The following is a 13,056-nucleotide window of genomic DNA, read 5'->3' as shown; positions in this document are numbered from 1 at the left end:
TTTTATTTACTTTTATGCTTTGAAAAGAAAAAGGTCAGTATAAAAATGAAGAAATCATTACTTATCATATTTCCACTCTTTTTGGGTGGATTTTTATTTTCTCAAAAGAAGCAGGTAAAAAAAATAGTCCCTACTCCTAAATATAATTACCATACTGAATTTAAGAGAATCTCAGACGAAATTCTGACCAACGGAACAGCCTATGACAATCTGGGTGAACTTACAAAAGGAATCGGATCACGTTTCAGTGCAACTCCTGGTTATACAAAAGCGGTCGACTGGGCTGAAAAACAGTTTAAAGAAATCGGAATTGAAAACATCTGGAAACAGGATGCAAAAGCTCCCATCTGGATCAGAGGAAGAGAATCTCTGCAAATAAAAGCGGGAAATGGCGAATGGAAAAATATTAAAATGCTTTCTTTCGGAAATTCTGAAGGAACCGGAGGAAAAGACCTTACAGGAGAAATTGTTTTAATTAATACGACTTCTGAGCTGAATTCTTTATCACTAGGACAGTTAAAAGACAAAATTGTTTTCGTCAACCTGCCTTTAGATCCAACCATTGTTAATACCAGTGATTCTTATTTAATTACGGCAAAATCAAAATTAATTTCTGCTTCAGTGATTGCTAAAACCGGAGCAAAAGCATTAATTATAAGATCATTAACGACAGCTTACAACGATATTCCTCATGCCAAAATGGTGTATTATGAACCGGATGATAAGGCTAGAATTCCTGCTTTGTCAATCGGCGCAAAATCTGCAGATGATCTTGAAAAATTGTTAAACAAGCAAAAAGTTACAGCAAAGATTAACATGTCTGCCGAATCAAAAGGCGAAACTGTAAATCCTAATATTATTGCTGAAATTCCCGGTAAAAAAGATGCTAAGGTAATTCTTTTAGGAGCTCAGCTGGACTCTTGGGATTTTGGAGAAGGTGCTATTGATGACGGTACCGGTGTTGTACAATGTATTGAAGTGTTGAGAGCATTAAAAACACTTGGCTATGAAAACAATCATACGATAAGAGTTGTTTTGTTTGCCAACAGTGAGAATGGCGGACAAGGACGGGAAATATATGCTTCTTCTGTAAAAAAGAAAGACGAAAAGCACATTTTTGCATTAGGAACTGATGCAGGAGGATATTCTCCGAGAGGATTCTCATTGGATATGTCCCCACAAAGAAGAAGGCAGATCTTCGAATGGAAAAATTATTTCCTGCCATACGGTGTTTACGATTTTGACCAGACGGATGCAATTCAGGATATTTCTCCATTGAAAAAGCTGGATATTCCTTTGGCCGAACTTGTAGTAGACACCCAAAGATATTTTGACTATCACCACTCTTTTCAGGATACTTATGATAAAGTAAATAAACGTGAGCTTCTTTTAGGCTCGGTGGTTATGACACAAATGGTACTCATGATCGATCAAAACTGGTAAAAAATGAAAAAAGTTTTAGGAACTATATGCATCGTCTTGAATCTCGTTGCTGTAGCACAGACTAAAGAAGATTCAGTACAATTCAGTAAGATTTCAACAGAAATTTTAAATAACGGAAAAGCTTATAACGAACTTAGAGATTTAACTAAAAACATAGGACATCGCCTGAGCGGTTCTGCAGCCTATGAGAAATCCGTTCAATGGGCAGCCCAACAGCTTCGTGATGCAGGAGCTGATAAAGTTTGGTTACAAGAAGTCATGATTCCTGTTTGGGAAAGAGGCAAAGAATCTTTACAGATCAAAACCGATGCAGGAAAATGGAAAAGCTTAAAAATGCTCTCTTTAGGAAATTCTGAAGGAACAGGCGGTAAAGATGTTTCCGGGGAAATTATCATGGTAAAATCTTTGGATGAGTATGAAAAATTACCTGCAGAAAAGGTAAAAGATAAAATTGTTTTCTTCAACTATCCGTTTAGCCAGTCTTATATCGAAACCTTTAAAGGATACAGCGATGCAGCAAAATACAGAACAACAGCAGCTTCATTAACAGCAAAAAAAGGAGGGAAATTTGCCATTATCAGATCTCTTTCATCCGCTTTTGATGATATTCCGCATACAGGAGCAATGCGTTATCAGGATGATAAAAAAATCCCTGCAGTTGCGATTGGAAGTTCTACTGCCGACGAATTAGCTGAACTTTTAAAATCACAAAAGGTTACCGTAAAACTGAACTCCAATTGCGGAATGAAAGGGGAAAAACTCTCTCACTCTGTTATTGGGGAAATCACAGGTAACAAAGACCAAAATGTAATCGTTGTGGGTGGTCATTTAGATTCCTGGGATGTAGGCGAAGGAGCTCATGACGACGGAGCCGGAATTGTTCAGAGTATCGAAGTGTTGAGAACATTCAAAAAATTAGGAATTCAAAACAATCATACAATCCGAGTGGTTTGCTTCGCTAATGAAGAAAATGGTGTAAAAGGCGGATTGCAATATGGCAAAACAGTTAAAGGAAACAACGAAAAACACATTTTTGCCATAGAATCTGATGCAGGAGGATTTACTCCTAGAGGAGTTGCTCTGGAAATGGATGAAGCCAAAAGAAAACAGATTCAAAGCTGGAAAAGTCTGTTTCTTCCTTACGGAGCTTATGATTTTGAAAATAAATATTCAGGAACAGATATTTACCCACTTCGGGATATGGGAGTTCCTGCTGCGGAACTTGTGCCTGATTCTCAAAGATATTTTGACATTCATCATACCGAAGAAGATACGTTTGATAAAGTCAACAGAAGAGAGTTACTTCTTGGTGCTACGGTAATGACCCAGCTTATTTATATGATTGATAAAAACTGGTAATACCATGAGTTTGAAAAAAATATTTTATTGATAATATTCCTTTTTCTTTTGATGAATTGTAATACAAAAACATCAAAAGAAGAAAATAACAATGTCGCTGAAATTTTTCGAACAAATTATGGTAAAATAAATGATAAAAAATTAAGATTAAAATTTGGAGATCTAATAGAATTAAAGATTCAAGACAAAACTATTAGAGCAATTGTTTTAGATATACAACAGGAAAATACTGATAATTGGTTTGGATTATGCTTTTTAAATAACAATCAACTTTTTGGAAGAAGAATTCCGCAAGGTTTTGATGGCGATTGTATAGATTTGCTTGATTTTACTTTTATAAATGAAAAAGGATTGAAAACATACAAAATCTTAAAAAGTATTAAAATAGACTTTGAAAAAGTTGGTTTTGGATCAGATAGCCCTGCAATAAATGAAAATGAAATTTTACGAGATTATAAAGAGGGTATTGAAAAAAGAAAGCAAAAAGAAACACCTTGTGAAAAGAAAATAAGCAAATTAGATCCTGTAAATGAATGTTATTTTCCAATAACCAAAATTGAATAAAACTTTTTTATTCTCTTATTTGAAAAAAATAAAAATTTATTTATAAAAAAAGAGTTCAGAAAATCCTGAACTCTTTTTGTTTCTATTAAATAATAAAGATTTTAAAATCTTCACACAATTTCGCTTGTTAATTCCCTTGAAATCAATTTCTCGTGCATAGGCTTCAAAAGATCCATTGAGCCTGTTTTTACTGTACATTTGCCCTTGAAATGCACTAATATGGTACATTGCTCTGCTTGTTCCAGCGTATGCTTACAAATCTCAATCAATGAGTCTATCACATAATCAAAAGTATGAACATCATCATTATGCAATACCAATTTGTACACTTCATCCAAATCCTCCAGTACAAGTACTTCTTCTTCATACTGACGTTTCGGGTCTTCGTAATCTTCTATATGGTTATGAAAAAACATATTCCCTAATTTTAAACTTCACCTAATTTATCTGCCAATTCATTTGTATTATTGGGATGTACATATACCAATTCTACAAGCTCGACACTTTTATTATTCATTTTCAAAATTTTGAAATGATAGGTGTCTAGATCGAACTCCTGATTTTCTTCCGGGATATCCTCCAATGCATGAAGAATAAACCCTGCTAATGTATTGTATTCGCTTTCTTCAGAAAGAGGTAATTTCTTAGGTAAAAACTCGTTGATTTCATCCAAAGGCTGAGTTGCCTGAACCCAATAAATATCTTCCCCGATTTTATCGACAATCTTTTCTTCATCATCCTCTTCATCCTGAATTTCCCCTACAAGTTCTTCTAAAATATCTTCAAGGGTAATAATTCCTTCCGTTCCTCCGAATTCATCGATTACGATTGCCAAATGTTGTTTTTTCTGCTGGAAGATTTTTAATAAATCTGAAATCTTCTTACTTCCCACCACAAAGAACGCATCACGCATCAGTTCTTTTAAATCATCATGATTCAATTCACCTTTTCTTTTTACAAATTCTCTGATGATTTCCTTAGTATATAAAATACCAACAACATTATCTATTGAGTCTTCATAAACAGGAATACGAGAATACCCGCTATCCATAATTTTGTTGATAATATCGTTGATATCTTCTTCAAAATCAATAGATGTGATATTCTGACGCGGAACCATAATCTGTTTTGCGGAATGATCAGTAAAGTCAAACGCATTTTTAATGATCTCATAGTTCTCTTCTTCAATTTCTCCACTGTCAGCACTTTGTTTTACCAAAAGCTGTAATTCTTCTGTAGAGTGAATCTCCTGCTCAGAAGCCGGATGAATTTTTACGATTCTTAAGAAAGCATTCGACATAGAGTTCATCAACCAAATAAATGGTTTGAAAATCGTATAGAAGACCCTCAAAGGAACTGCTGTAGCCATTGTAGTCGCTTCCGATTTTCTGATGGCAATTGATTTTGGAATAAGTTCTCCAAAAACAATGTGCATAATCGTAATTAAAACAAAGCTTATTACCAATGAAACCGAAGTAATGGATGATTCGCTAAGATTAATGCTAAGAGAGTTAAAAATATCTGCTATGATATGATGCAATGCACTTTCTCCTACCCAACCTAAAGCCAGGGAAGCTAATGTAATTCCTAATTGTGTTGCAGATAAATATTCATCAAGATGTTTAATGATGTGTTCTGCCTGCTTTGCCATCGAGTTTCCTTCTGCGGCTTTTAGCTGTATTTGTGAATAACGAACTTTAACAATTGAAAATTCTGCGGCTACGAAAAAGCCATTAAGTAAAACAAGTAATAAGGCCAACAAAAGCCTGACTATGTCCGAATCCATTTAGAAATTAATATAAATTTAAGTACAAAGATATGCAAAATAAAACAATTAAATATTGACTACTTCTTAGAAACCCTAAAAACAGTGAATAGAATCAATCACTTACCTATTGAAAAACAATCAAATATTCCAGTTTTTTTCCTTTTTTTGAAAACTTCAGCTTTATAATCTCTTTTTTAAATATATAAAAGAATCAGCTATTCAGATGATATAGCTGATTCTTTGAAAAAAATTAATATGAAGAAAACTACTGTTTTTCTGCAGTTTGATTTTTGATATTTGCTCCTGCTATTTCATCCTTATTCTGTTGAGTTGAAATAGGTTTTTCTGCATTATTATTTGATTTCACATCCTTGTCTTTTTTGATTTCAGACGGATCTTTAGGACGAGTAGATTCATCAATTCCTAAACGTGGAGATTTGCCCATTTCCACAGGATGAAGATATTTACCTCTCATTTCCGGTTCTTTGTCTACTTCAGGAATCACTCGATGAGCATTCGCATAATTATCTTTTCTTATCCCTGTAACCTGCCAGCTTACTTTCACTGAAGGTTTATCTGTTCTTATCACAAAAGCATTGTCTTTTACTTCTTCAGAAACAATAGCGTTTGCAAAAGTTCCTATAACAGTTAACTGATAACGGAAATCTTTGTTTAATGCATCAAAATAACCGGGCAATTTTACTGTAGCATAGCCATTGGCATCAGTCGTGATATTTCCGTTATATACATTCATCATATCCGGGCTTTCAACAAAACTATGATATAAATATTTATTCTCTGGATCTACCGGGTGATCGATTTTAAATGTTCCACTTCCTTTGGAAATAGATCCTGTAATCTGAACGTTTCCAGAAAAATACCCTGCATAATTTGTAGTAGCACCTGAAGCAAATCCATAGACTCCATAACGCACATTCGGAACGGTAGCTCCCCCCACAGTTTGAGAATTCCCATAGACTCCATAGGTATTTCCGATTCCGGTAGTTGCAGCAAAAGATGCATTTTTATTATATCCAACCACTCCTATTCCTCCAACGGAACCACCCATTACACCTGCCGTATTAGCAGAACCATAAACTCCTAAATCCTGATTTCCTACACCGAACGTAGTATTAGCATCTGTATTATTTACTCCATTATAACCAGTTCCTTGCAAACCTGTTCCATAATTACTTCCGTTATAATATCCATAAACTCCTCCTTTAAGTGCTCCCTGTGCGGTATAAGAATATCCTGATATCGCAGGGAAATCATCTACTCCTGCAAGTGGAGTTACTGGCTGCATTACTGTAAGTCTTCCTGTAGGAGTACTTGTTCCGAATCCTGAAGCTCCAGTGGATACAATAATTCCACGTCCTGTTGTTCCTCCATCAAAAAATCCGGCAACACCTGCTCCGGTCGCAACTCCCCAGATTCCGTTCCCGGTTCCTGTACTTACTCCAACTGTGCCTCCAAGTGTTCCGGTAGATAAACCGTACACTCCGTTTTGAGAACCACTGACTCCAATCACCCCGATTCCTGTTGTTGATTCCCCATAGATAGAACCGGCTGTAGCAATAGAAGTCGCAGGAGTTCCTACCAAAGTTCCTCTCATTGTATTACCAATTGAACCGGCAGTTACCTGAAATTTTATATTAGGACTTAATGTACCCGTATTCACTCCCATACTTGTTCCATCGTCCGTTAATTGTGAATTACCAATAGCATTGGCAGAAGTAAATTTTGATAGTGTATTGGCTGTACCGCTTACTCCTGATGTAGATTTTGCATATAATGCATAAGGAACACTTAGGAGTTGAGAACTTGAAGTAAGTGTATAAGTTGTACCTCCTGCCGGATCAATTTCCACTTTAGCAAAATAAGGACCTTGAGCCCAGTCAATAGCTGCAAAAGTACCTGTAACCGGTGTTCCGGAACCTATTTCCAGTGACAAAAGTCCACTTGAACTGGTTGTCGGATTAGGAGCGAAAACTTCTTTATATATTTCTGTTCCTGCAGGGGATGTTCTTAAAATACTGATTCTTACTCCGATAGCCTGGTTTGTTATCAAAGCATTACTTGCATTTCTTACTACTGCCTGATAGCTCATTTTATCGGGTGCCTGAGCATAAAAGTTTTGAAATAATAAGAAAAAATAAGCCAATACGGCCAATTTCATTAAGTGAGAGATTTTTTTCATGATCCTTATTTTTGTATTAGTTTTTAATGATTTTGAAGGTTTTAATACTTTTTTCGGTATTAAATACACTTAAGATGTAAACCCCGGAAGGTTTTGAACTCAGGTCAATAGATGTTTCAACCTGTTTTATTTTTTCTTGAAAAATATTTCGTCCGGAAGAATCGAACAACTGGTAACTCAAACCTTTAAGAGCTACACCGTCTATTTTAAGAAAAAGTAATGAAGTAGTTGGATTAGGATAAACTTTGATACCCAATTCTATTCCTGAGTATTCACTTGTTCCCATGGTTATAATTTCATAAGGTTGCTGAACACCTTCTATGAGTATGAATCCTCCACCATTTATCTGATGATAAAAAGGTTGACCTATCGAATATGAAATTGTATTGCTAGCATTCGTAACACCCCCTCCAGAAGCATTTACTGATCCCTGAGCAAAACTCACGAAAAAAAATAATAGCAAAAAAAACGAAAGATATAATTTTGTTTTCATGGATAAGTTGGTTTTTTAGTTTTTAATTCAACAAATTTACACTTAAACCGAAAATATCACAATCGTAAAAATCCCATTTCTTTAGTAGGGTATTCCCGAAAACAAAAAAAGCATCGAAAATATCGATGCTTAGTGTATTATAGATTTTATAAATACTAGTTCATTTATGAATTCTTTAAAGCTTCAGCTCCTGAAACGATTTCTAAGATTTCGTTTGTAATAGCAGCCTGTCTCGCTTTGTTATAGAAAATCACAAGATCGTTTTTCAATGCTTGTGCATTATCTGTTGCTTTATGCATTGCCGTCATTCTTGCTCCGTGTTCAGAGGCTACAGAATCTAAAACTGCTTTAAAAACCTGAGTTTTAATTGATTTTGGAATCAAATTATCTAAAATCTCATTTTTATTTGGTTCAAAGATATAATCAGTTTCTACTTCTGTTTTTTCTGTTTCAGGCATTGAAATAGGAAGAAGCTGTTCTGAAATGACCTCTTGGGTTGCAGCATTTACAAATTTATTGTAAATCAAATATACTTCGTCAAATTTACCATCTCTGAAGCTTTTCATTACCCCTTCAGCAACATTAGCAACTCTGTCGAATGTAAGATTATCAAATACTGCACTTTCGTTAGAAAATACCGTTCTGTTTTTTCTTACAGCATCAAAAACTTTTTTACCAATGGTAAGAACCTCAATTTCGTACTGAGAATTATTCTGAAACTGACTGTTAAGCTCTTTTACGATAGATGAGTTGAAAGCTCCTGCCAAACCTCTGTTTGAAGTTACTGCAATAAATAGAACTCTCTTCACCTCTCTTTTCTGAGCATAAATAGAAACCTGATCAGGATCTGAACTTGAATTTACATTCTGGATAATCTCCTGAAGCTTTTCAGAATATGGTCTCAACATTACGATAGCATCTTGCGCCTTCTTTAGTTTCGCTGCCGAAACCATTTTCATAGCACGTGTAATTTGCATCGTAGATGAAATTGAACTGATTCTACCTCGTATTTCTTTTAAGTTTGCCATATTTGGGTTAGTTGTTGGTTGTCGGTTGTTGGTTGCTAGTTTTAGAAAATTCTGTCAACTATCAACCAAAAACCATCAACTAATTTTTAGTTATATTTAGAAGCTAAATCGTTAGCTGCCTGCTTAAGAACTCCTGTAATCTCGTTATCGATTTTTCCAGCTTTAATTGCAGCCATTGTTTCAGGATGCTTAGATCTTAGGAACTCGATGTATTCGTGTTGGAATTCTTTAATTTTTCTGATAGGAACGTTTCTCATTAAGTTTTCTGTTCCAGCATATACGATCGCTACCTGACTGTCTACAGGAAGTGGTGCATTTACTGGCTGCTTAAGGATTTCTACGTTTCTTTCCCCTTTAGAGATTACCGCTAATGTAGCAGCATCAAGGTCAGATCCGAACTTAGCAAACGCTTCTAATTCTTTATATTGAGCCTGGTCTAATTTAAGAGTACCAGAAACTTTTTTCATTGATTTGATCTGAGCATTACCTCCTACCCTTGATACAGAGATACCTACGTTGATTGCAGGACGAACCCCTGAGTTGAATAGATCAGACTCCAAGAAGATCTGTCCGTCAGTAATAGAGATTACGTTGGTAGGGATATATGCAGAAACGTCACCCGCTTGAGTTTCAATGATTGGAAGTGCTGTTAATGAACCACCACCTTTTACGATTGGTCTTAAAGACTCAGGTAAGTCATTCATTTGACTTGCGATATTATCATCAGCGATAATTTTCGCAGCTCTTTCCAATAATCTTGAGTGAAGATAGAAAACGTCTCCAGGATAAGCCTCACGACCCGGTGGTCTTCTCAATAGTAGAGAAAGCTCACGGTAAGCAACCGCTTGTTTAGATAAATCATCATAAACGATCAAAGCTGGTCTACCGCTGTCTCTGAAGAATTCACCGATTGCAGCACCTGCCATCGCAGAATATACCTGCATTGGAACTGGATCAGATGCGTTAGCCGCAACGATTACCGTATATGCTAAAGCTCCTTTATCAGAAAGAGTTTTAACGATTTGTGCTACAGTAGAAGCTTTCTGACCGATAGCAACATATATACAATATACTGGTTTACCAGCATCAAAAAATTCTTTTTGGTTGATGATCGTATCGATCGCAACAGTAGTTTTACCTGTCTGTCTGTCACCAATGATAAGCTCTCTTTGCCCTCTTCCTACAGGAATCATCGCATCAATAGCAACGATACCAGACTGTAAAGGCTCAGTTACCGGTTGTCTGTAAATAACTCCCGGAGCTTTTCTTTCCAATGGCATTTCGTATAATTCCCCAGTAATAGGACCTTTACCATCGATAGGGTTACCAAGAGTATCTACTACTCTTCCTAACATCCCTTCTCCTACTTTAATAGAAGAAATTCTGTTTGTTCTTGTTACTGTATCTCCTTCTTTTACTAATTTACTTTCACTTAGCAAAGCAACACCTACGTTGTCTTCTTCAAGGTTTAGTACAATACCTTCTACATCACTAGAAAATTTCACCAACTCTCCGTATTGTACGTTTTCTAACCCGTATACACGAGCGATACCATCACCGATGGTTAAAACTGTACCTACTTCCTCAACATTAGATTGAGTGTCGAAGTTGGCCAATTGCTGTTTTAAGATCGCAGATACTTCTGCCGGATTTATTTCTGCCATTGTATGGTTGTTTTTTTCTTAATTTAATTGAAAATCTTTTTTAACTTGATTAAGTTTAGTCTTTACAGACGCATCAATCTGCTGATCTCCTACTCTTAGAATGTATCCTCCTAAAATTTCAGGATTAATCGTTCTTTTTAAATCAAAGTTAGCGCTTGTGTTTACAAGTTTACTTGATTTTAAGATTTCTTCGATATTAGCATTTGAAATTTCTGTAGCGGTAGTAAGAGTAAGTCTCTGTACCCCGTTGATATCTTCAACTTTATTGATGAATTCCTGAGCAATATTTTTCAACTGAGCTTCACGACCTTGCTTAATAACCAATTTAATTAGGTTTTGAGAAGATTGTGATAATCCTTTAAAAATTTCTGAAGCTACTTCAATTTTCTTTTTAGAGTCGATGTAAGGAGTAAGGAAGAATTTATTCAAATCTTTAGATTCGATCATTATCTTTACTACAGCTTTCATTTCAGAAAATACAGTAGCTGTTTGGCTTGTTTCGTTTGTAAAATCAAGCAAACCTTGTGCATATCTTTTAGCTACTTTAGATGTAAGCATTCTTAATTAAGATTTGATTTGTTTAAATAATTCTGAACCAACTCATTCTGAGCTTCGTTGTTGTCTAATTTCTGCTTAAGGATAGATTCTGCAATATTGATAGAAATTGTACCAATTTGAGTTTTGATATCTGCCATTGCAGCATTTTTTTCAGCGTTGATTGTCTGCTTAGCAGATTCAATCAATTTATCTCCTTCAGCTTTAGCAGCATCTTTAGCTTCTGCTACAATTCTGTCTTTAATATCTCTAGCTTCTTTAAGGATCGCATCTCTTTCGATTTTAGCTTCACGAATGATTCTTTCGTTATCCTCTTTTAAAGTTTCCATCTCTTTTCTAGCCAATTTAGCCTGGTTAAGAGCGTCAACAATAGAAGTTTCTCTATCATTGATAGATTTTAAGATAGGTTTCCAAGCGAATTTACCTAACAAAAATAATAATGCTAGAAAAATAACAGACTGGATAATAAATAATCCTGACGAAAACTGATGAATTAATTCCATTATATAAATGTATAAATAATTATTACTTTTTCTTAAATAACCACTACCTGTAACCAACCGTTACAGATAGTGATTTTTTGTTTTAATTAGTTTACTGCGAATAGAGCAGCAAACGCAACACCTTCTACAAGGGCAGCAGCGATAAGCATAGCTGTTTGGATTTTTCCAGATTGTTCAGGTTGTCTAGCGATAGCTTCAAGAGCAGCAGCTCCGATTTTACCAAGACCGATACCTACACCTAGTACTACGATACCAGCACCTACAATTTTAGGGATTTCCATAATATATAATTTTAAAAAATTTGTTTCTGTTTAATTTCAATTAATTAGTGAGCTGCATGGTGTTCATGCTCATGCTCCTGTACTGCCATTCCGATGAACAAAGCTGATAACATTGTAAAGATATAAGCCTGTAAGAATGCTACCAATACTTCCAATAAATAGATTACTAATGTTAAGAACGGGAATGCAACACCTGCAATAAAATTCTTAAATACATAAATTAATCCGATCAAACTCATTACTACGATGTGTCCTGCAGTCATGTTTGCAAAAAGACGAATCATCAATGCGAAAGGCTTAGTGATTGTTCCTAACAATTCGATTGGCAACATGATCAACTTCATTGGTACAGGTACTCCCGGCATCCAGAAGATGTGCTTCCAGTAATCTTTGTTAGCAGAGAATGTAGTAATTAAATAAGTAAGGATTGCCAAGAAGAATGTCATGGTAATATTACCTGTAACATTGATCCCGAAAGGCATTAATCCTAATACGTTCAAGAATAAGATAAAGAAGAATACAGTTAAAAGATAACCGATGAATCTCTTATATTTATGTCCGATGTTTGGAATAGCAATTTCATCTCTCACGAAAATCACTAAAGGCTCTAAAAATCTTGCTGCACCTGTAGGAACTACAGATTTCTTGTAAGACTTAGCCATTCCAGTGAACAATACAAACATAAAGATTGATGTCAATATGATAATAAGTACACTCTTCGTAATTGATAAGTCTAAAACTTTCTCTGAAGTAACGTGACCTTCTTTATCTTCTGTTAAATTTCCAGCTGCATCAGTCTTGTAAATTTTTTCGTGGTGTAATTTGTAGAAAGATCCGTCAACTTCTGTAGTTTCTCCATGCATGAAACCTTCTTTGTTACTCATGAAAGCGTGAATCCCGTTGTCATAAAAAATTACAGGAAGAGGAAAACCGATATGATGACCTTCTTTATCCACCATCAATGTAAAGTCATGTGCATCTAACAAGTGATGATCGATGAACTCTTTGTTTTCTTTACTTGTTTTGTCTTTCTCTGAAAGCTCTGTAGTAGCAGACCCTGCTTCAGCAGTAGCCTCGCCGTGCTGTGCAGACACTAAGTTTAATACAAAAATACTGTAGAATAAAACTGCGAATTTCTTAAACATTGATAGGTTTTTTTCGTTGTGCAAAAATATAATAATTTTTCTAGTTTCAATAA

Annotated in this window: 13 protein-coding genes; 3 read left to right on the top strand and 10 right to left on the bottom strand. The window is 35.2% G+C overall.

Going from position 1 to position 13,056, the window contains the following annotated elements; genetic code table 11:
- The first annotated feature begins 45 nt into the window (after positions 1–45).
- The 3 genes from LV842_RS00530 to LV842_RS00520 are packed head-to-tail and all read left to right on the top strand — an operon-like array spanning position 46 to position 3,366.
- The gene (locus LV842_RS00530) at positions 46–1,443 is read left to right on the top strand and encodes a M28 family peptidase (RefSeq protein ID WP_233109508.1); all 1,398 of its coding nucleotides are present in this window, start codon (positions 46–48) and stop codon (positions 1,441–1,443) included.
- Positions 1,444–1,446: 3 nt separating this feature from the next.
- Positions 1,447–2,802 (top strand): M20/M25/M40 family metallo-hydrolase, encoded by a 1,356-nt coding sequence (locus tag LV842_RS00525; RefSeq protein ID WP_233109507.1) that lies wholly within the window; start codon positions 1,447–1,449, stop codon positions 2,800–2,802.
- Positions 2,803–2,853: 51 nt separating this feature from the next.
- Positions 2,854–3,366 carry a hypothetical protein gene (locus tag LV842_RS00520; RefSeq protein ID WP_233109506.1) on the top strand — a complete coding sequence of 171 codons (513 nt, stop codon included), beginning with the start codon at positions 2,854–2,856 and terminating at the stop codon, positions 3,364–3,366.
- Positions 3,367–3,476: 110 nt separating this feature from the next.
- Here the strand turns inward: LV842_RS00520 and LV842_RS00515 are convergent, their stop codons facing one another.
- The 10 genes from LV842_RS00515 to atpB all read right to left on the bottom strand — a co-directional run bounded on the left by LV842_RS00515 (position 3,477) and on the right by atpB (position 13,003).
- Positions 3,477–3,782 (bottom strand): ATP-dependent Clp protease adaptor ClpS, encoded by a 306-nt coding sequence (locus tag LV842_RS00515; RefSeq protein WP_233109505.1) that lies wholly within the window; start codon positions 3,780–3,782, stop codon positions 3,477–3,479.
- Positions 3,783–3,793: 11 nt separating this feature from the next.
- Positions 3,794–5,152 carry a hemolysin family protein gene (locus tag LV842_RS00510; RefSeq protein WP_233109504.1) on the bottom strand — a complete coding sequence of 453 codons (1,359 nt, stop codon included), beginning with the start codon at positions 5,150–5,152 and terminating at the stop codon, positions 3,794–3,796.
- Between the two features lie 247 nt (positions 5,153–5,399).
- Positions 5,400–7,334 carry an autotransporter outer membrane beta-barrel domain-containing protein gene (locus LV842_RS00505; protein ID WP_233109503.1) on the bottom strand — a complete coding sequence of 645 codons (1,935 nt, stop codon included), beginning with the start codon at positions 7,332–7,334 and terminating at the stop codon, positions 5,400–5,402.
- Positions 7,335–7,350: 16 nt separating this feature from the next.
- The gene (locus LV842_RS00500) at positions 7,351–7,827 is read right to left on the bottom strand and encodes a T9SS type A sorting domain-containing protein (RefSeq protein WP_233109502.1); all 477 of its coding nucleotides are present in this window, start codon (positions 7,825–7,827) and stop codon (positions 7,351–7,353) included.
- Between the two features lie 164 nt (positions 7,828–7,991).
- On the bottom strand, positions 7,992–8,855 hold the full coding sequence (atpG, locus tag LV842_RS00495; protein WP_233109501.1) for an ATP synthase F1 subunit gamma: 864 nt from the start codon (positions 8,853–8,855) through the stop codon (positions 7,992–7,994).
- A gap of 86 nt (positions 8,856–8,941) precedes the next feature.
- On the bottom strand, positions 8,942–10,519 hold the full coding sequence (gene atpA / locus LV842_RS00490) for a F0F1 ATP synthase subunit alpha (protein WP_233109500.1): 1,578 nt from the start codon (positions 10,517–10,519) through the stop codon (positions 8,942–8,944).
- 18 nt (positions 10,520–10,537) lie between these two features.
- Entirely contained in the window at positions 10,538–11,077 is a 540-nt protein-coding gene (gene atpH / locus LV842_RS00485; RefSeq protein ID WP_233109499.1) for an ATP synthase F1 subunit delta, read from the bottom strand.
- A 2-nt stretch (positions 11,078–11,079) separates the two neighbouring features.
- Complete coding sequence (locus LV842_RS00480) at positions 11,080–11,577, bottom strand: F0F1 ATP synthase subunit B (RefSeq protein ID WP_233109498.1); 498 nt, start codon at positions 11,575–11,577, stop codon at positions 11,080–11,082.
- An 86-nt stretch (positions 11,578–11,663) separates the two neighbouring features.
- Entirely contained in the window at positions 11,664–11,858 is a 195-nt protein-coding gene (atpE, locus tag LV842_RS00475; RefSeq protein WP_002979108.1) for an ATP synthase F0 subunit C, read from the bottom strand.
- A gap of 44 nt (positions 11,859–11,902) precedes the next feature.
- Positions 11,903–13,003 (bottom strand): F0F1 ATP synthase subunit A, encoded by a 1,101-nt coding sequence (gene atpB / locus LV842_RS00470; protein WP_233109497.1) that lies wholly within the window; start codon positions 13,001–13,003, stop codon positions 11,903–11,905.
- Positions 13,004–13,056 lie beyond the last annotated feature (53 nt).

This window comes from Chryseobacterium gwangjuense (assembly GCF_021311115.1).
Classification (GTDB): domain Bacteria; phylum Bacteroidota; class Bacteroidia; order Flavobacteriales; family Weeksellaceae; genus Chryseobacterium; species Chryseobacterium gwangjuense.
The sequence above is the reverse complement of the archived record's forward strand: the minus strand, read 5'-3'. Positions and strand labels throughout refer to the sequence as shown.